Source organism: Nocardioides halotolerans DSM 19273 (assembly GCF_000422805.1).
GTDB lineage: Bacteria > Actinomycetota > Actinomycetes > Propionibacteriales > Nocardioidaceae > Nocardioides > Nocardioides halotolerans.
In genome coordinates this window covers 54798-71938 of the sequence record NZ_KE383925.1, presented here as the reverse complement: position 1 = coordinate 71938, position 17141 = coordinate 54798, and the positions used below count along the sequence as shown (strand labels likewise).

18 protein-coding genes are annotated in these 17141 nt (G+C 72.9%); 5 read left to right on the top strand and 13 right to left on the bottom strand.

Annotation, left to right across the window (positions count from 1 at the left end):
• Positions 1-11 precede the first annotated feature (11 nt).
• The gene (locus tag G514_RS0120525; protein WP_028653275.1) at positions 12-1007 is read right to left on the bottom strand and encodes an NAD-dependent epimerase/dehydratase family protein; all 996 of its coding nucleotides are present in this window, start codon (positions 1005-1007) and stop codon (positions 12-14) included.
• A 16-nt stretch (positions 1008-1023) separates the two neighbouring features.
• On the bottom strand, positions 1024-1518 hold the full coding sequence (locus tag G514_RS0120520; RefSeq protein WP_157545081.1) for a hypothetical protein: 495 nt from the start codon (positions 1516-1518) through the stop codon (positions 1024-1026).
• A 30-nt stretch (positions 1519-1548) separates the two neighbouring features.
• Here G514_RS0120520 and G514_RS0120515 point away from each other — a divergent pair, with 30 nt between their 5' ends.
• Together G514_RS0120515 and G514_RS0120510 are read left to right on the top strand one after the other, a co-directional pair.
• Entirely contained in the window at positions 1549-2151 is a 603-nt protein-coding gene (locus G514_RS0120515) for a uridine kinase family protein (RefSeq protein WP_028653273.1), read from the top strand.
• A gap of 21 nt (positions 2152-2172) precedes the next feature.
• The gene (locus G514_RS0120510; protein WP_028653272.1) at positions 2173-2715 is read left to right on the top strand and encodes a hypothetical protein; all 543 of its coding nucleotides are present in this window, start codon (positions 2173-2175) and stop codon (positions 2713-2715) included.
• Here the strand turns inward: G514_RS0120510 and G514_RS0120505 are convergent.
• Positions 2657-3130 carry a hypothetical protein gene (locus tag G514_RS0120505; protein ID WP_157545079.1) on the bottom strand — a complete coding sequence of 158 codons (474 nt, stop codon included), beginning with the start codon at positions 3128-3130 and terminating at the stop codon, positions 2657-2659. The genes G514_RS0120510 and G514_RS0120505 overlap by 59 nt on opposite strands.
• Before the next feature lie 73 nt (positions 3131-3203).
• Here G514_RS0120505 and G514_RS0120500 point away from each other — a divergent pair, with 73 nt between their 5' ends.
• Positions 3204-3788 carry a TetR/AcrR family transcriptional regulator gene (locus G514_RS0120500; RefSeq protein ID WP_028653270.1) on the top strand — a complete coding sequence of 195 codons (585 nt, stop codon included), beginning with the start codon at positions 3204-3206 and terminating at the stop codon, positions 3786-3788.
• Here the strand turns inward: G514_RS0120500 and G514_RS0120495 are convergent.
• The 9 genes from G514_RS0120495 to G514_RS0120455 all read right to left on the bottom strand — a co-directional run bounded on the left by G514_RS0120495 (position 3760) and on the right by G514_RS0120455 (position 13123).
• Positions 3760-4350: a DUF6198 family protein gene (locus tag G514_RS0120495; RefSeq protein WP_028653269.1), complete on the bottom strand. Its 591-nt coding sequence runs from the start codon at positions 4348-4350 to the stop codon at positions 3760-3762. The two genes, G514_RS0120500 and G514_RS0120495, sit on opposite strands and share 29 nt — an antisense overlap.
• Before the next feature lie 33 nt (positions 4351-4383).
• Positions 4384-5052 (bottom strand): hypothetical protein, encoded by a 669-nt coding sequence (locus tag G514_RS0120490; RefSeq protein ID WP_028653268.1) that lies wholly within the window; start codon positions 5050-5052, stop codon positions 4384-4386.
• An 80-nt stretch (positions 5053-5132) separates the two neighbouring features.
• Positions 5133-5918 carry a beta-ketoacyl-[acyl-carrier-protein] synthase family protein gene (locus G514_RS0120485; protein ID WP_028653267.1) on the bottom strand — a complete coding sequence of 262 codons (786 nt, stop codon included), beginning with the start codon at positions 5916-5918 and terminating at the stop codon, positions 5133-5135.
• The gene (locus G514_RS0120480; protein ID WP_028653266.1) at positions 5915-7093 is read right to left on the bottom strand and encodes a beta-ketoacyl-[acyl-carrier-protein] synthase family protein; all 1179 of its coding nucleotides are present in this window, start codon (positions 7091-7093) and stop codon (positions 5915-5917) included. The genes G514_RS0120485 and G514_RS0120480 overlap by 4 nt, the downstream gene beginning before the upstream one ends.
• Before the next feature lies 1 nt (position 7094).
• On the bottom strand, positions 7095-7346 hold the full coding sequence (locus G514_RS28085; protein WP_051247913.1) for an acyl carrier protein: 252 nt from the start codon (positions 7344-7346) through the stop codon (positions 7095-7097).
• Positions 7343-8296: a C25 family cysteine peptidase gene (locus tag G514_RS0120470; RefSeq protein ID WP_028653265.1), complete on the bottom strand. Its 954-nt coding sequence runs from the start codon at positions 8294-8296 to the stop codon at positions 7343-7345. Before G514_RS0120470 ends, G514_RS28085 begins: the two co-directional genes overlap by 4 nt.
• On the bottom strand, positions 8296-11076 hold the full coding sequence (locus G514_RS29540) for a hypothetical protein (RefSeq protein ID WP_051247911.1): 2781 nt from the start codon (positions 11074-11076) through the stop codon (positions 8296-8298). Before G514_RS29540 ends, G514_RS0120470 begins: the two co-directional genes overlap by 1 nt.
• A gap of 141 nt (positions 11077-11217) precedes the next feature.
• Complete coding sequence (locus tag G514_RS29535; protein WP_051247909.1) at positions 11218-11679, bottom strand: GreA/GreB family elongation factor; 462 nt, start codon at positions 11677-11679, stop codon at positions 11218-11220.
• Between the two features lie 61 nt (positions 11680-11740).
• Positions 11741-13123, bottom strand: a complete 1383-nt coding sequence (locus tag G514_RS0120455; protein ID WP_028653264.1) for an NAD(P)-binding protein — start codon at positions 13121-13123, stop codon at positions 11741-11743.
• Positions 13124-13858: 735 nt separating this feature from the next.
• Between G514_RS0120455 and G514_RS0120450 the strand changes: the two genes are divergently transcribed.
• The gene (locus G514_RS0120450) at positions 13859-15238 is read left to right on the top strand and encodes an HNH endonuclease signature motif containing protein (RefSeq protein WP_028653263.1); all 1380 of its coding nucleotides are present in this window, start codon (positions 13859-13861) and stop codon (positions 15236-15238) included.
• Positions 15239-15536: 298 nt separating this feature from the next.
• Here the strand turns inward: G514_RS0120450 and G514_RS0120445 are convergent, their stop codons facing one another.
• The gene (locus G514_RS0120445; protein WP_051247907.1) at positions 15537-16640 is read right to left on the bottom strand and encodes an adenosine deaminase; all 1104 of its coding nucleotides are present in this window, start codon (positions 16638-16640) and stop codon (positions 15537-15539) included.
• Between the two features lie 47 nt (positions 16641-16687).
• Between G514_RS0120445 and G514_RS0120440 the strand changes: the two genes are divergently transcribed.
• Positions 16688-17140, top strand: a complete 453-nt coding sequence (locus tag G514_RS0120440; RefSeq protein ID WP_028653261.1) for a MaoC family dehydratase — start codon at positions 16688-16690, stop codon at positions 17138-17140.
• The last annotated feature ends 1 nt before the right edge of the window (position 17141 follow it).

Genomic DNA, 17141 nt, shown 5'->3' with positions numbered 1-17141 from the left:
GGGCGGGACCCTCAGCCGCGCACGGTCTGCAGCAGCGCGTCGCGGGCGCTGACCCGCGGTCGCCAGCCGAGCTCCTCGCGCGCCTTCGTGGTGTCCATGATCGCGGGATGGGCCAGCGCCTCGACCCACTGCGCCTTCTGCGGCAGCCCCGGCAGGCGCGCCGCCGCCCGGGCCGTTGCGTGGGCCGGCCCGGCGGGCAGCCGCACCGGGATCCCGCCGAGCAGCCGGACGATCTCCGGGGCCGTGAGCGTCTCGTCGGCGGCGATGTTGTAGGCGCCCGGGGGGCCGGCGGCGACCACGCAGCACATCAGCGCCGAGCCCACGTCGTCCTCGTGGATGAGCTGGATCGGGATGTCGGGCGCCGGGACCGGCACCGGCGGCAGCCGCTTGGGCACCGCCCCGGCGACGCTGCGGACCCAGCCGGGCAGCTGCACCTTGCCGCCGACCGCGTTCGGGCCGAGCACGATCGGCGGGCGCACGAGGTAGAGGTCGAGCTCCGGCCGGGCCCGGGACCCCTCGGCCAGCAGCCCCTCGAGCTCGGCCTTCTCCTGGGCGTAGAAGAGCCGGTCGGCAGGCCGGGTCGGCCAGTCCTCGGTGATCCCGACCGGGTTGTCCGGGTGGAAGCCGTAGGCCGCGACCGACGAGGCGTAGACGAAGCGCGAGGCGCCCACCTCGGCGGCGGCCCGGAACGTGTTGAGCGTGCCCTCGACGTTGATCGCGCGGGTGGTGGCCGGGTCGGCGCCGACGACGAGGAACGCCAGGTGCACGACCACATCGGCGCCCTCGAACGCCGCGCGCAGGTCGTCCGGACGGCGTACGTCGCCGCGGCGGTAGGTCATCTTCGTCCAGCCGCGCGAGCCGGGGTCGAACTCGCTGCGCGCGACGCCGACCACGCGACGCACCCGGTCGTCGCCCTGCAGCAGCGGCACGAGGCCGGACCCGAAGGTGCCGGTCGGTCCGGTGACGGCGACGGTCAGCCCGTCAGGAGTCGGCTCGGAGGAGGTCACGACCTCGGGTACCCGATCACGGGTCGATGGCGACCAGCTCGCGGACCGCGGCGCGCACCCGGTCCTGCGAGGTCGCGGTGAGGACCGCGACGGTGACCTGGGTGACGTCGTCCCCCTCGCGCCGCGCGACGACCTTGGTCTGGCCGACGTCACCTGCCGGCTCGACCGCGCAGGCCTCGACGCCGTCGCCGACCCAGTCGGCCGGTGCACCCGGACCGACGCCGCCGGACCGGTCGAGGGTGCGGCAGAGCTTGTCGTAGCCGGTGCGGTCGCGCACCTCGACGTACCCCTCCTGCGCCTCGCGGTGGCAGCCGCGCACGGTCGCCTCCGGGGGCTCGCCCGTGGCCGTCCAGCCGAGGGCCGTGAAGACCGGGTCGGGGACCCGCGGCGCGCAGTCGGCGTCCGAGGTCGGGTCCGGCGCGGGCGCGACGCCCGGGTCGTCGCCGCTGCAGGCCGCTCCCGACAGCGCCAGGCCCAGGAGGAGCGCGACGGCTGCGACCCGGGTTCCCACGCGGTCAGCCTGCCACGGCATGATGTGCGCGTGCGGGCGCAGGTGATCGTCCTGGCGGGGCCGTCGGGCTCCGGAAAGTCGCACCTCGCCGAACGCCTCGAGCTGCCGATCCTGCGGCTGGACGACTTCTACCGCGACGGCTCCGACCCGGCGCTGCCCCGCATCGGGTCCGGCGCCAACTCCGGCCTCGTCGACTGGGACGACCCGGCCTCCTGGCTGTGCGACGAGGCCGTCGCGGCACTGACCACGCTCTGCCGCACGGGCACGGTCGAGACCCCGGTCTACGACATCGCCCACGACGGCCGCAACGGCTCGCGCACGCTGTCGCTCGGCTCGTCCTCGCTCGTCGTCGCCGAGGGGATCTTCGCCCACCACGTGGTCGGGCCGCTGCGCGAGGCCGGGCTGCTCGCGGCGGCGTACTGCCTGCGCCAGCACCCGGCGGTGACGTTCTGGCGCCGCCTCTCACGCGACCTGCGCGAGCACCGCAAGCCGCCGCTGGTGCTGGTCCGGCGCGGCCTCGCGCTCGCCCGGGCGCAGCGGCGCATCGTCGCGGCGGCCGTCGCGGCGGGGTGCACGGCCGTGTCCGCCGACGAGGCGTTCACGCTGGTGGAGCAGCTCCCGGTCCGGCGGTGAGCCCGATGGCGCGGTGACGACGTGGACCTCGACGTGATCCGCGGCCTGACCCAGCCCGACCAGCGCTCGTGCGGCCCGAGCTCGCTGGTGGCCGCACGCCTCCTGCTCGACCCGGCGTACGCCGCCACCCAGAACCCCCACGCCTTCGCCGGGGCGGTCCTCGACCTGCACCGCCGGCTCACCGGCGCCCGCGCGTTCGGCCGGGTCCAGCTGCCGTGGCCGCGCGCGCTCGGCACGCCTCCGTGGGCCGTGGCCCGGGCGATGAGCTCCTATGCCGGGGTGCGCTACCGCACGCGCATCCTGCGCTGGGGCTCGCGCGTCTCGGAGCTCGCCGAGCTGCGGGCCGCGGTGGCGGAGGGCCGCCCGTGCCCGCTCTACGTCGGCGACGCCGTCCCGCGGCACGTGGTCCTGGTGGTCGCACCGGCCGAGGGCGGGCTCCGGGTCTACAACCCCGGACGCGGGTCGGTCGACGTGATGAGCGAGGAGGCGTTCACCACCGGCCGGCTCACGACGTTCGGCCGGTGGACGAGGCCGTGGTTCGCGGTGCTGCCGGCGTCGCACTGACGCCACGCGGCGCGCGGACGGCCACCGCGGGCAGGCCGGCCAGCGCCGGGAGCAGGGCCAGCACGCCCCACCGCAGGGGCCAGATCTGCTCGTCGTACTCGCGCGAGGTGAGCAGCACGAGCGCGAGCAGGACGACGACGACCGCGGCGGTCACGACCAGCGCCCGCGCCCACCGCCCGCCTGCCCACACCGAGCGCAGGGCCAGGACCCACAGCACGGCTCCGAGCCCGGCGACGAGGTGGAGCGTGCCGTAGAGCAGCCCCGCGCTGGGGTCCTTGCCGTGCGGCGCGTAGACCGCGTCGGCGTGGTCGACCAGGCTGCGGGCGCCCAGCTGGTCGGCGAGCGCCACGACGGAGAGGAGGAGTGAGAGGCCGAGCGCGGTGAGCACGAACGTTACAGACAGTGACTTTCTCATAGCACGTGACTCTACGGACGCTTTGTAGACAGTCAAAGGCTTTTAGGAAGTGACTGTCTGTTAGGTTCGGCACGTGGCCAATGGACTCCGTCAGCGCTGGCGCGCGGACGCCATGCGGACCATCCAGGAACGCGCGCTGGACCTCTTCGACGAGCGCGGCTTCGTCGCCGTCACCATCGAGCAGGTCGCGACGGCGGCCGAGGTGTCCCCCTCGACCGTCTACCGCCTGTTCGGCACCAAGGAGGGCCTGCTCGTCGCCGACGAGTTCGACACCCTCGACGACGACGCGCTCCGCGAGGTCCTCGACCCCGCCGACCCGGTCGGCAGCCTCCTCGCGGCCGTCCTCCGCTACGAGGACGCCCCGGGCGAGACCGCGCACCGCCGCGTGCGCTACTTCTTCGAGGAGCCCTCGGTGCGCACCGCGGCCTGCGCCAACCTCGACCGGGCCGCCCAGCGCATCACGCCCCTGCTGGGGGACAGCGGGCTGGGAGAGCTCGCGGCCCGGGTGGCCGCCAGCGCGCTCGTCTTCGGCTACTTCGCGGCGCTCGAGCAGTGGCACCGCGACGGGGGCACGAAGCCGATCGCGACGTACGTCGACGAGGGTCTCGCACCGCTGCGCGGCCTCTGGCCTACGACGCCTGCCGCACGTCGATCCTGAGCAGCCGGCTGGTGAGGTCCACTCCGGGGCCGAGCAGGAAGCTGACCGCGAGCGTCCCCGGTCCGATCGTGGCGCCCAGCAGCCAGCCGACGACGGCGCTGGTCACCTGCACCGTGCTGTAGCTCCACCGGAACGGCACCGGCGGGTCCCAGGCCAGCGACGGCGACTCGGCCGGCCCGGCGCCCAGGTGCGACCCGAGGTAGCAGACGATGCCGACCGCCAGCACCGGGAAGGCCACGACGAGCAGGAGGACCTGCCCCGCGACGGTGCCGGGCACGTCGAGCACCGGCAGCAGCAGCCAGACCCCTCCGCCGACGACCACCACCTGCACGAGCGTGCCGATGCGAGGCCGGAGCCCGCGGGCGGCCGCGGCGAGCAGGAACACCACGCTGATCGCGGCGTTCGCCACCACGAAGGGCAGCTCGACGCCGATCGAGACGCCGTTGACCAGGGTCGAGAAGCCGTCGGACCCGAGGTCCGCGGTGAGCAGCATCGTGACCCCGGTCGCGAGGACGAGGCAGCCGCCGAGCAACAGCGCACCGCGGCGGAGCGGGTCTGCCACGCGCGAAGCATGCCAGACCCGCTCCGGTCGGGCTCAGATGACGTGGTACTCGGCGAAGGTGCCCGCGAAGTTCGCGTCACCGGGGACGACGACGACGAAGCGGAAGCCTCGCTTGTTGGGCGCCCGGAAGGTGAAGCGGCCCTTCTTGCTGGTCTTGACCTTGGTGTACTTCTTGGTCTTCTTCTTGCCGACGACCTGGAGGATCTTGACCTTCTTCTTGCCGTAGTCGGGCAGCACCTTGCCGATGACCTTCAGGCCCTTGGTCTTCGCCTCGATCTTGCGCGAGACGGCCACGGTGAGCGGCGCGGACTCGCTGGGGGTCAGCGTGTTGGCGCTGCCGCCGAAGCCCGAGGTGCCGCCGCCGAAGACCACCTTGTAGGTGCTGTTGGAGGCGGGCTTGACGTCCGAGAAGGAGAAGTAGGCGCTGTCGTCGGTGGCCACGAGGGTCCACGCCGGGTTGGCCGGGGTGCTGACGAACAGCGCCACGAGGACGGGGCTGTTGGGCGTCTTGCCGTCCACGCCCTTCACCGTGCCGGACAGGTAGAAGTCGTCGCCGTACTCGAGCTGCGTCGAGCTCGGCGGGTTGACGGTGACGGTCGAGCCGATGGTGGCCGCTTCGGCCGGTGCGGCGGAGATGATGAGTGGTGCGCTGACGACCAGGGCGGTGGTGACCAGGCCGCTGACGAGGCGGGTGATGCGCATCAGGTGTGTTTCTCCTCGAGTGGTGTGTTGGAAGGGGCAGCACCGATCTGCCCGTTCCGAGCTCGGGTGAAACAGGGTGGCTACGGTACGAGCCGGACTGCCGCCACACCGTACACACCGCTCCGACCCGCCACCGTCCTCGGTCTCCCGTCCGCGGCGACGGCGTGCGCGGCCGCCACGAGGGCGGCGGCCCCGGAGGCGGCGCCGAAAGGACCGGCGGCCACGCCAGGGGCGGCGGGACGTACGCCGAGCGGCAGGTCGTCGTAGCTCGGCGCGGTCCACCAGCCGGTGATCCGGGCCAGGCAGCCCGCCTCGCGGACCGCGGAGAGCCGGACCGCGGCCGCGGCCTCGGCGGCCCCGGGCTCGCCGGCGAGCACTGTCGGCTCGGCGGCGTCGGCGCCGATGGCCAGGGCGCGGTCGGCGCGGTCGCCGTCCAGGAGCGCGCAGGCCTCGACGACCGCCTCGAGGCCGGCGTGCTCGCCGCAGACGGCCACCGCCGGGCCCGTGATGCCGAGCAGGGTGGCGACGTAACCGACGTGCACGCTCACCACCGTGTTCGGGAACGCCATGGGGAAGACCTGGTCGGGGCCGTGCTCGGCAGCGACCTGCACGAACTCGGCGAGTGGCGCGAGGCTCGACCGAGCGGACCCGAGCACCACGGCGTCCCGACCCCCGGACGACCCCTGCGGCCACACCGCTGCCGCGGCGACCATCGCCAGGCGTGCGGTCCGCGACAGCGGCCGCAGCCCCCGCATCGTGAGCGCCGACGCCACCAGGTCGTCGGAGACCAGCCCGGCCTCGCCGAGGTCACCCGAGGTGAAGCCGGCCGGGCCGAACACCGTCGCGGCGGTGACGTGCGCGGTCACGAGGCCCGCCGGAGGACGGTGACGGCGTTGCAGCCGCCGAACGCGTAGGCCTGGTTGAGGACGACGTCCCTGGTCAGAGGGCGCGGCCCGTCGGTCAGCACGTCCCACGCGCAGTCCGGGTCCTGCTCCCCCACGTGCCAGGTCGGCGGCAGGCAACCGGAGCGCAGCGCCTGCACCGCCAGGACGGCCTCGATGGCGCTCGCGGCGCCGAGCCCGTGGCCCGACAGCGACTTCACCGACGACGCCGGCGGCTGGTGGCCGGTGAACACCGCCCGCAGGGCGAGCACCTCGGCCCGGTCGTTGGCCGGGGTGCCGGTGCCGTGCGCGCTCACCCAGCCCACGTCGTCGGGAGCCAGGCCGGCATCGGCCAGCGCGGCCCGGACCGCCCGTGCTGCGCCCGCGCCCTCGGGGTGCGGGCTGGTCGGGTGGTGCGCGTCGCAGGAGAGCCCGGCGCCGGCGAGCTCCGCGAGCGGTTCGGCGCCACGGGCCCGCGCCGACGCGAGCGACTCGACCAGCAGGAACGCCGCCCCCTCCCCCAGCACCAGTCCCTGCCGGTCGAGCCCGAACGGGCGGCAGCCGTCAGCGGCGAGCGCCCCGAGCCGCGCGAAGCCCGTGAGCGCGGTCCGGCTGAACGCGTCGACCCCGCCGGCCAGCACCCGGGGGCTGCGCCCGGACCGGACGACGTCCAGCGCCCGCGCCAGCGCGAAGTTGCCGGCCGCGCACGCGCCGCCGACCGCTGCGACCCGGCCACCGACCCCGAGCTCCGACGCGACCGACGCCGCGAGCGCCTCGGGGGTGCCGGCGAGCAGCTCGCGCGCCCGGGCGGCCGGGACCGGCACCTGCGCGGCCTCGTGGTCCGGCCAGGTGTCGATCCAGCTCGGCTCGCCCATCGTGGTGCCGACGACCAGGTCGACCGACCCGGGCTCGACGTCACGCAGGGCGTCGCGGCCGGCGGTCACGGCGAGCGCGGTCGCCCTCCCCCGCAGCGGGCGCCCGTCGGAGTCGCGCACCGGCGCGGGCTCGTCCGGGCCGCAGACCCGGGCGGCGAGGCCGCCGTCGGGCTGCCGGGTGATCCCCGAGCGGCCGGCGAGCGCGGCGTCGTACGTCGCCTCCGGGCCACGGCCCAGCGGCGAGAGCACGCCGAGCGCGGTGACCACGACGGTCCGGTCGGTCATGTCACGCCTGCTTCTCGCGCACCGCGTCGGCGAGCTGGCGCACGCTCTGCACGGTCTTGAGCTCGGTGTCCTCGAAGCGGACGCCGAAGCGCCGTTCCACGTGCACCGCGATCTCCATCGCGAGCAGCGAGTCGATGCCGGCGTCCTCGAACGGCGTGTCCGTCTCGACGTCCGCGACGGGCAGCTCGGCGAGCTCGGCGACGAGCTCGCGCAGGTCGGTCTCGAGAGCGGTGGTGGGCTGGGTCGTGCTCATGTCATGGCCTCCAGTGGTGTCGATGGGTGGTCGGGTGCCGGCGCGAAGACGGCGGCCGCGCGCGCCAGCACGTCGTCGGCGCCGGCGAGCGAGGCGAGCGGGTCGCCCACGAGGCGGTACGCCGCCGACTCGGCCGTGGGCTCGCCGTCGGCGAGGAGCATGGAGCGCAGCAGCGTGCCGGCGTCGGGCGTCGGCCCCCGCAGCGCGGCCGCGAGGGCGACCACGATCCGCGTGTTGTCGAGGTGCAGCACGGGCCGGGTCGCGCCGACCGCCGCGGCGGCGGCGCCCTCGAGGACGACCTGCTCGGAGAAGCTGGTGCCGACCCCGCGCCGGCTCGCCGTCCAGCAGGTCAGCGAGAGCAGGACGCCGAGGGGCGCGGAGAGGCCGGCCAGGTGGGCGGCGCGCAGCCCGCGGTAGGCCGCCCAGCCACTCGGCCGCCCGTGCCCGAGGTAGACCGCGGTGCCGAGACCCAGCCCGAGCGCCGCGAGCAAGTCCTCGCGGGTGATCCGCTCCGCGCCCCACCGGACGCTGGGCCGGTCGCCCAGGTGGTGGACGAGCCGCTCGGACAGCTGCTGGTAGCGCGGGCTGCGCTGCCCCAGGACGGCGACCGGCGAGCGGTCCGTGCGGCCCGCGACCTCGAGGGTCGCCCGGACGTACGCCGACAGGTCGCGCGCGGCGGGCAGCCAGCCGAGAGGCACCCAGGCGCCGTCCGCGGCCCGGACGAACGGCCGGTCGGTCACCCGGCCGGGCGACCGCCGCCGGTCGCCGACGAGCAGGACCCCGGCGGTGTCCCCCGGCACCACCTCGGCCCACTCGTCGGCGGCCGGCGGCTCGTCCCGCGCGACCACGCGCGCGGGACGCCCCGCCGACCGCAGCTCGACCAGGGCGGCGAGCTGCGGCAACCGGGACTGCGGGGCGACCAGCACCCAGCAGCCGTCGTCGGTGGACATCAGGCCGCCTGCACCTCGGCGATGTAGGGGTCGAAGTGCACCGTCGACCCGCCGGCCTTCTTGACGGCGTAGAAGTCCTGCACGAGCTGCGCCTGCTGCTCGGGGTTGAAGGCGTCCAGCCCCTCGTCCTTGTGCGCGTCGAGCCCGGTCTGCCCGCCGTAGTCGTAGCCGTCGGTGGCCTGGCCGATCAGCGCGTGGGCCATGTAGACCGGCCCGACGTGCTCGCCCTGCCACACGTGCATGAGCTCGTGGATCAGCCACGACTCGTCCGACGGGTCGGTGTCGCTGTAGCTGTCGGGGAAGTGGATGATCCGCATGGTCGTGACGCCGGTCGGGCTGCCGGTGTTGTTGGCCGCCCCCCAGGCGACGAACGAGCCGATGAACAGCTGCACGTCATCGAGCGGGACGGTGTCGTTGTAGACCGTGCGGGCCCGGGAGCGCTCCGCCGGGGTGAGGTGCCGGAAGACACCGAAGACCTCGAGCAGGACGGCGACCACGGTGAAGATCGCCCCGCCGACGATCTCGAGCAGCCCGTCGAGGCACTCCTGGAGACCGGCGCCGGCGTCCTTGAGCGCCTGCACGACGTACCTCTTGTCGGCCTCGCTCAGCGTGAAGGCCGGCTCGAGGATGTCCTTGACGGTCTTGCCGAGGTCGCGCATGGCCTGCACGAACAGGGCTCCGGCGTTCTGCGGCTGCTGGGCGATCGCGATCAGGAGCTGGACCATGGTGACCCCGAAGGCGAGCGCGGCCTGGAGCACGGCGACGACCGCGCTGAGCGCCTTGCCGACCGCCCAGGCGATGATCTCGACGACCGCGAGGCCTGCCTTGAGCAGGCCGGTGACGACGCTGACCACGCCCGGGATCAGGTCCTTCGCGACCCAGGTGAGGAGGTAGCTGACCGAGTTCTTCAGCCGCGCCCACACCTCGCCGAGCGCCTCGAGCGCCTTCGCGCCCGCGGCCTTCGCCCAGTCGATCACGTCGCGCAGCCGGCTGCCGATGTCCTCGGCGATCCGGACGATCGCCTCGAGCAGCGCCGAGCCCTGCTTCAGCGCCCAGTCGAGCGCCTCGTCGAGGGCCTTGCGCACGAAGCGAATCGCCAGCACCGCCTCCCGCAGGAGCGCGTCGACGGCGTTGCCCGCCTGGGTCATCACCCAGTCGAGGATCTCGGCGACCTTCCGGCCGGCGTCGATGATGCCGGTGATCATCCGCCGCAGGAGGAAGTAGGTGCCCTTGGCGGCCTCCTCGAGGAGCTGGGCGAGCTTGATACCCGCGGCCAGCGCCGCCTCGACGAACCTGCGCGCGGTCTTGTAGGTGAACGCCGCCACGGCCTGGACGATCTCGACCAGCGCCTTGCCGGCGGCGACCAGCGCCTTGATGACGTCGCGGATGGCGCTGACGACGAGCTTGGAGACCTCCTTGATGATGCGGACGACGGCGTACCCGAGCTCGAGCGCCGCCTCCACGATCCGCTTGACGGCGTTGAGCCCCGCCTGGGCGAGCTCGTAGACGAGCTGCCCGAGTGTCCGACCGATCTCCAGGAGCGCCTTCGCGACGGCCTTCGCGAGCGCCGCCGCGGCGTTCGCGACGATCTGGCACAGCTCGACGAAGCCGCTCGCGATATCCGCGATCGCGCGCACGACCTCGGTGAGCAGGTGGGCGGCGGCGTTGAGCACCGACTGCACGATGTCGGCGACCGCCTTGCCGAGCGCGATCAGCGCCTTCACGGTGTCGCGCATGAGGCCGAGCGTGTAGTTCGCGGCCGAGACCAGCAGGTCGGCGACCTGACGGCCGAGCGCGAGCAGCGCACCGACCACCGACTGGAGCACGCTGAGCGCGGCCTGCGCGGCCTGCTGCAGGAGGTTGCCGACGGTCTTGCCGATCGCGATCAGCGCCTCGACCACCTTGCGGACCGTGTCGGCGACCTGGGTCGCCAGCCAGGAGAGCAGCTCACCGAGCTGGTGCCCGAGGTTGTCGATGGCCTTGAGGACGTCGCGGAGCGCCTGGCCGACGAACTGCACGGCCTGCTCGAGGATCTGGAACATCGCCTTCCCGACGTTGCGGATCGCGGCGATCATGTTGCGCACGAAGTCGTAGCCGTAGGCGACCGCGGCCTCGAGGATGTCGAAGATCGTCTTGCCGGCGTTGAGCAGCGCCTGCGCGAGGTTCGTGAGCTTGTCGACGGTCCAGCTGACCACCGCGCCGATCGCGTCGACCAGGCTCGTCACGGCGTCGACCACGGCGTCGACGACGTTCTCGATCGCCTCCTTGACCTCGTCGACGACGTCCTCGATGAACTCCACGACCGCGTCGTCGTGGTCGGGCTCGCCGTCGGGCGCGCCGCCGAAGCGGATCTCGGCGCCGAGCGTGGCGACGTAGTCCCACACCTGCTCCAGCGCCGCGTTGTCCCTGCGGCCGGCGGGGCTGAGCACGTAGTCCTTCATCAGCGCCCGGCCGTGCGCCGCCGGCAGCTGGCCGATGGCGTGCACGATCCACTGGTCCTGGTGGGCGTCGCGGTAGCCCTTGATCAGCGTGCGCCGCTCGTCGGCGTCACGCGAGAGTGCCACCGACTGGAACACCTGCCGGTGCTGGTCGATGGAGGGCAGCGCGGTGGCGTACGCCGCCGCCAGCCGCCGGGCTCCCGGCTTCGAGGTCTTGTAGATCTCGCGGTAGACGGGGCCGACCTCGCTCGGGGTCGGCTTGATGTCGGCGACCCGGGCGCTCACCACGCCGAGGTCGGTGGGCAGCTTGCCCAGTGCGTCGAGGACGCGCTCTCCAGCCATGTCGATGTCCCTCCCCGCCGGAGGAACCCCTAGTCCGAGTCCACAGGGCGGTTCGTGTCGGTGTCAGGGCCGCCGAGTGCGGCCTGCCACCAATGTCCATCGCTGGAGAGGGGCCAGGAATAGCCCCAAGTGGCTATGGAGTCAGGCGCCGGCCAGCTCCCGCACCGACCGGATCGTGGCGCTCATCGTCACGCCCGGGCGCGGCTCGTAGGTGACCGTCGTGCCGACCTTCGCACCCACGATCGCGCGCCCGAGCGGGCTGCCCGGGGTGATGGTGTCGACGCCGGCGGCGGCCTGCTCGACCGAGCCGATGAGGTAGGTCTCCTCGCCGTCGCCGAGGTCGATGGCGACCACGTCACCGACCGACACGACGCCGTCGGTGTGGTGGTGATGGCGGATCTCGTCGATCTCGATCTCCAGGGCTGCGATGCGCTCGTCGAGCAGTCCGAGCCGGATCGTCGCCTCGACGTTGGTGGCCCGGTCGGCGAGGTCGCCGTACGCCGGCAGGAGCGTGTCGCGGAAGACCTCCTCGCGTTCCGCACGCAGCACCGCGAGACGGTCGAGCAAGAGGCTGGCTGGGTCGAGGGTGGCGGGGACGGTCATGGGGGCCGGCTCTCTGGAGGGCGGACGTGGAATGCCTTCCATTGACCGCTGCGCGCCCTTCTCAAACCATCAGCGCGGCGAGTTTGTCGAGTCCCCTCGCGGAGTGGGCGCCCATGCGCTCCTGGACGGCGCCCAGCTCCGGCCTGGCGGCGTGCTCCGGCGACACCCGCGCGGGGTTGAGCGCGACCCCCTGCGCCCACTCGCGGACGTCCGGCTCCGCGGCGAACGACGCGGCGTTGCGCATCCCGACGACGTTCATCGCCGCCCAGTCGCGCAGCGAGTTGCCGTACGGCGACGGCCGGCAGACGGCGTTCTTCGCGTCGTCGTCGTGAGCCTTCCTGGTGGCTTCGACGTAACCGGTCATCGCGGCGCCGAAGCACGGGAAGCCGGCGCGCACCGGCTGGAGGGTGATCGCGTCGCGCCCCCAGATCGGGACGAGCGGGGGCCGCTTGAGACCGTCGCCGGCGCAGTTGACGACGAGCGCGTCGGGCGCGAGCGCCGTCTCGCCGTCGTCGAGGACCAGCCGCGTCGGGGCCACCGAGCGGACGTGCCCGAGACGGACGACGTGCTCGATGCTGCGGAGCAGGTCGAGCTCCCACGTCGCGAGCGTGGGCGCCTTCGCCATGGTCGGCACGACCGAGCGGTCGACGCGCATCATGATCCCCTCGTCCTCCAGCGCGAGGAGGAGGCCGTCGAGCGAGTCGGCCTCGGCCGCCCGCTCCAGCATCGTGGCGGCCATGCCGAGGAAGACGACCGGGTCGGGCTGGACCAGCGCGCGGTTGAGCATCCACGGCTCGCGCGGCCGGACCCAGCACACCGCGTCCGGGTCGACCCCGTGCCCCAGCAGCCAGACGATCGCGTCGGTGGCGGTCTTGCCCGAGCCGACGACGACGTACTGGCTCGCCGCACCCTCCAGGTGCACGAGGTCGTTGACCGGCACCACGCGCGCGCCCGCCTCGACCCCGAACGGCGGCGGCTGCTCCGCGGGGATGTCCGGAGCGAGGTAGCGCGCGTCGACGACCCGGCAGCGCTCCGGCACGTCGTACCGCTCCCCCGAGACCCGCGACACGAACGTGCGCCCTCCGACGTGGTCGCACGCGGTGAAGAGCTCGACCCGCCCCGACGCGAGCAGCCGGTCGGCCAGCACGTCGGCGTAGTAGGCCAGGATCTTCGCCTGCCCCGCCCGCTCGTGCAGCCCCGCCTCCGGCCCGCGCTCCTGCACCCGCCCACCACCGAGCACCGTCGACGCGACCCCGTAGAACTGCGACGCCTGGTGCAGCTGCACGAACGGATACACCTCCAGCCAGTGCCCCCCGACCCCGTGCCGCCGGTCGACCATCGCCACCCGCACGTCCGGCGCGTGATCGACCAGCGCATCCACGAACGCCATCCCCGTCGCCCCGGCGCCGACCACCAGGTACTCGACGTCGACGGTCGTGCTCATGACGCCACGGTAGGGACTCGCGACCTCCCGTCGCCAGAGTCACGGCGGCCGAGGTGCGAGGAACCCCGCCCCGAAGCCTCCGCACGGTGGGCACCCACCGGACCACCGCTGATCGAGCTTGTCGAGATCACCGCAAGCGTTGGCACCCGCTCGACCACCGCCGATCGAGCTTGTCGAGATCACCGCAGGGAAGGCACCTGCCGGCCCACCGCTGGTTGAGGAGGTCGCGCTAGCGACCGTCTCGAAACCCCTGAAGCGAAGGCACCCGGCCGTGGTCGGCTCCGGCGCCCCAGGTCACCTGGCTTCGAGGCTCAGGCGCAGCACGCCTTCGCACCTCAGCCACCGTACGACGCGCGCCCCACGCGGGGACCGTCCGCCGCCTCGCGTCACGGTGGCTGAGGTGCGAGGAGCGCTAGCGACGAGCCTCGAAGCCACCGCAACCAAGGCACCCGGTCGACCACCGCTGATCGAGCTCGTCGAAATCCCCGCAGCGAAAGCACCCGCCCGCCCACCCGCTGGTTGAGGAGGTCGCGCAGCGACCGTCTCGAAACCCCTGAAGCGAAGGCACCCGGTCGACCACCGCTGATCGAGCTTGTCGAGATCACCGCAGCGAAGAGCACGCCCTCGCCTTCGATCAGTTCCGCAAAGTTCTTCAAGAAAGTTCCGGAATCCCTTGTGGACAAGGCTTTTTCGGGCCTCCGACTGTCGGTGGTCGATGACAGGGTAGGACCCACGATGACCTCGATCTCGACCCCGCCCCAGCACACCATCGGCGACGACCCCGCCGCCGTGCTGGCCTACGCGCGCAGGCGCAAGCAGGACGAGGAGGACGCCGCTCGCGACGTGATGAAGGCCGCAGCCCAGTGGGCTGCGATGCACTCCCTCGACTCGCTGGTCGGCCCGGTCGACGAGTGGCACGAGTCGATGCTGCCGCTGGGTGGGCAGGGGTGCCCAGAGGTCCGGGAGTTCGCGGTCACCGAGTTCGCCGCCGCGATGGGCCGCACCACTGAGTCCGGTCGCCGCTACCTCTCCCACGCCGTGGAGGGCTTCTACCGGCTGAAGGGATGCTGGCAGCGCTTGGAGGCCGGCCAGCTGCCCGCGTGGAAGCTCGGCCACATCGCCGACCGCACCCAGTGCCTGTCTCCGGAGGCGGCGGCGTTCGTGGACGCGATGGTCGCCCCATTCGCGCACAAGATCGGTCCCGCCCAGCTCGACCGGCTGATCCAGGAGGCCATGGCCCGATTCGACCCCGATGCCCTCGAGGCCGAACGGCTCGCCGCGGCCGAGGCGGGACACTTCGACATCTACCTCGACCAGGTCGGTGTCGATGGTCGGGTCCGGGTCGACGGTGACGTCGACCTCGCCGACGCCCTCGACCTCGAAGCAGCCGTCGCAGGCGACGCCCATCAGCAGCTCCTCCTCGGTTCCACGGACTCGCTGGACGTACGCCGCGCCAGGGCGGTCGGCAACCTCGCCCGCAACCAGGCCACCCTCGAGCTCGTCGAGGCTGAGCACGGCGACCAAGCCCCGGCCATCCGTCGCCGGGAGCGGGAGATGGTCCTCCACGTCCACCTCGCCGAAGCCGCCCTCCTGGGCGCCGGCGGCCTCGCGAGAGTCCAGGAGACCCGCGGACCGATCACCGCGGAACAGGTCCGGGAGTGGTGCGCGCAACCCGATGTGAAGGTCACCGTACAGCCCGTGCTCGACCTTGCCGAGCACCTCCACGTCACCGCATACGAAGCCTCCGCCAGGCTCAAGCTCCAGATCCAGCTCCGCGACCTGATCTGCGCCTTCCCCTACTGCTTCAGACCCGCCGAGAATTGCGACTGCGAACATCGGGTCCCGCACGATCCCGAGCGTGACGACGGCGGACCGACCTGTTCATGCAACCTCACGCCTGCCTGTCGCGGGCACCACCGCGCGAAGACCACCGGCGGCTGGAGCTACGTGACCGTCGAACCCGGCGTCCACCTCTGGCGAAGCCCCCTGGGTTACGAGTTCCTCAAGGACTCCACCGGCACCATCGACGTCACCCCGACCGACGAACGGCGCCGCCTCGCCCGGGAGTTCCGCAACCACGTCGGCGACACCGGCGCCGCCGACCCCGAACCCTGACCGCCCCGCCCCGCACCCCGTTCGACTTCCGACGAGCGGGGGTCCGGCACGCTGTCGACCGCATGCTCCGCCGGAGGCGGTCAAGGGCACGAGGCTGGGTCATTGTCGACGGCCAGCTCCGGCCGAAGGTCGAGGATCGGGTCTGGGCTCGAGGGATGCAACGGGATCGGTCACCACATCGCGATGCGGCTGCTTGCTGCCGTCGAGAGCACCCTGGTCATGCTCGAGCGACTGCGGACGGCGCGATCGTCGGTCCGAGCTCGGGTTCGGTTCGTGCCGCCGCGGACGCCCGAGCCGCTCAGGTCTCCGCGCGCAGCACGGCGTACGCCGGCTTGATCACGTCGGCGATCAGTGCCAGCCGCTCGTCGAAGGGCAGGAACGCCGACTTCATCGCGTTGACCGTGAACCACTCGAGGTCGCGCACGGTGTAGTCGAAGGCCGCGGCGAGGTTGGTGAACTCCGAGGTCATCGAGGTGCCCGACATCAGCCGGTTGTCGGTGTTGACGGTGACCCGGAAGCGCAGGCGGGTGAGCAGTCCGATGGGGTGCTCGGCGATGGAGGTGGCGGCACCGGTCTGCACGTTGGAGGCCGGGCACATCTCGAGCGGGATCCGCATATCCCGGACGTACGCCGCGAGGCGGCCCAGCGTGACGTCGCCGGAGTCGGAGACGGTGATGTCGTCGATGATGCGCACGCCGTGGCCGAGCCGGTCGGCGCCGCACCACTGGATGGCCTCCCAGATCGACGGGAGGCCGAAGGCCTCGCCGGCGTGGATCGTGAAGTGGGAGTTCTCCCGCTGGAGGTACTCGAACGCGTCGAGGTGCCGGGTGGGCGGGTAGCCCGCCTCGGCGCCGGCGATGTCGAAGCCCGCGACGCCGCGGTCGCGCCACGCGATCGAGAGCTCGGCGATCTCGCGGGAGCGGGCCTGGTGGCGCATGGCGGTCAGGAGCTGGCGGACCGTGATGCCCGTGGCCGCCATGCCCTCCTCGAAGCCCTGCTGCACGGCGGAGACCACCTCGTCGAGGCTGAGGCCGGCGGTGACGTGCTGCTCGGGCGCGTAGCGCACCTCGGCGTAGACGACGCCGTCGGCCGCGAGGTCCTCGACACACTCCCGCGCGACCCGCGTCAGCGCGTCCGCGGTCTGCATCACCGCGACGGTGTGGTCGAACGTCTCGAGGTACTTCACCAGCGAGCCGGAGTCGGCCATCGTCGTGAACCACTCGCCCAGCGACTCCGCGTCGGGCGCGGGCAGGGTGTGCCCCACCTCGTCGGCCAGCTCGACGATCGTCGCGGGCCGGAGGCCACCGTCGAGGTGGTCGTGCAGGAGCACCTTGGGTGCCCGCCTCACCTGCTCGCGGGTGACCGCGGGACCTGCACTAGGTTCGGTCAGGACTGCGCTCATGCGCGCCATCCAACCACCCTCGCCGATCACCCTGCTGGAGGAACGACGTGCGCACCTTCACCGACCTCGACGAGCTGGCCGCTGCCGTCGGGGAGGAGCTCGGCACCAGCGAGTGGTTCGAGGTCACCCAGGAGCGCGTCGACCAGTTCGCCGACGCCACCGACGACCACCAGTGGATCCACGTCGACCAGGAGCGCGCCGCGCAGGGACCCTTCGGGGGCACCATCGCGCACGGCTACATGACCGTCAGCCTGATCCCCGCGCTCAGCCAGAGCATCTTCAGCGTCGAGACCGACGGCCCGCGGCTCAACTACGGCCTCAACAAGGTCCGCTTCCCCAACCCCGTCAAGGTCGGCAGCCGGGTCCGCGCTCACGCCACCCTGGCCGAGCTCGCGGACGTCCCCGCCGGCAAGCAGCTCGTGGTCCGCTACACGATCGAGATCGAGGGCGAGGACAAGCCCGCCTGCGTCGCCGAGACCGTGGTGCTCCTGCTGGGCTGAC

Coding starts and splice junctions, on each gene's coding strand:
- G514_RS0120505 (WP_157545079.1), bottom strand. CDS start 3,130: ATGAGAAAGTCACTGTCTGTAACGTTCGTGCTCACCGCGCTCGGCCTC.
- G514_RS0120490 (WP_028653268.1), bottom strand. CDS start 5,052: ATGCGCATCACCCGCCTCGTCAGCGGCCTGGTCACCACCGCCCTGGTC.
- G514_RS0120480 (WP_028653266.1), bottom strand. CDS start 7,093: ATGACCGACCGGACCGTCGTGGTCACCGCGCTCGGCGTGCTCTCGCCG.
- G514_RS28085 (WP_051247913.1), bottom strand. CDS start 7,346: ATGAGCACGACCCAGCCCACCACCGCTCTCGAGACCGACCTGCGCGAG.
- G514_RS0120470 (WP_028653265.1), bottom strand. CDS start 8,296: ATGTCCACCGACGACGGCTGCTGGGTGCTGGTCGCCCCGCAGTCCCGG.
- G514_RS29540 (WP_051247911.1), bottom strand. CDS start 11,076: ATGGCTGGAGAGCGCGTCCTCGACGCACTGGGCAAGCTGCCCACCGAC.
- G514_RS29535 (WP_051247909.1), bottom strand. CDS start 11,679: ATGACCGTCCCCGCCACCCTCGACCCAGCCAGCCTCTTGCTCGACCGT.
- G514_RS0120455 (WP_028653264.1), bottom strand. CDS start 13,123: ATGAGCACGACCGTCGACGTCGAGTACCTGGTGGTCGGCGCCGGGGCG.
- G514_RS0120450 (WP_028653263.1), top strand. CDS start 13,859: ATGACCTCGATCTCGACCCCGCCCCAGCACACCATCGGCGACGACCCC.
- G514_RS0120445 (WP_051247907.1), bottom strand. CDS start 16,640: ATGAGCGCAGTCCTGACCGAACCTAGTGCAGGTCCCGCGGTCACCCGC.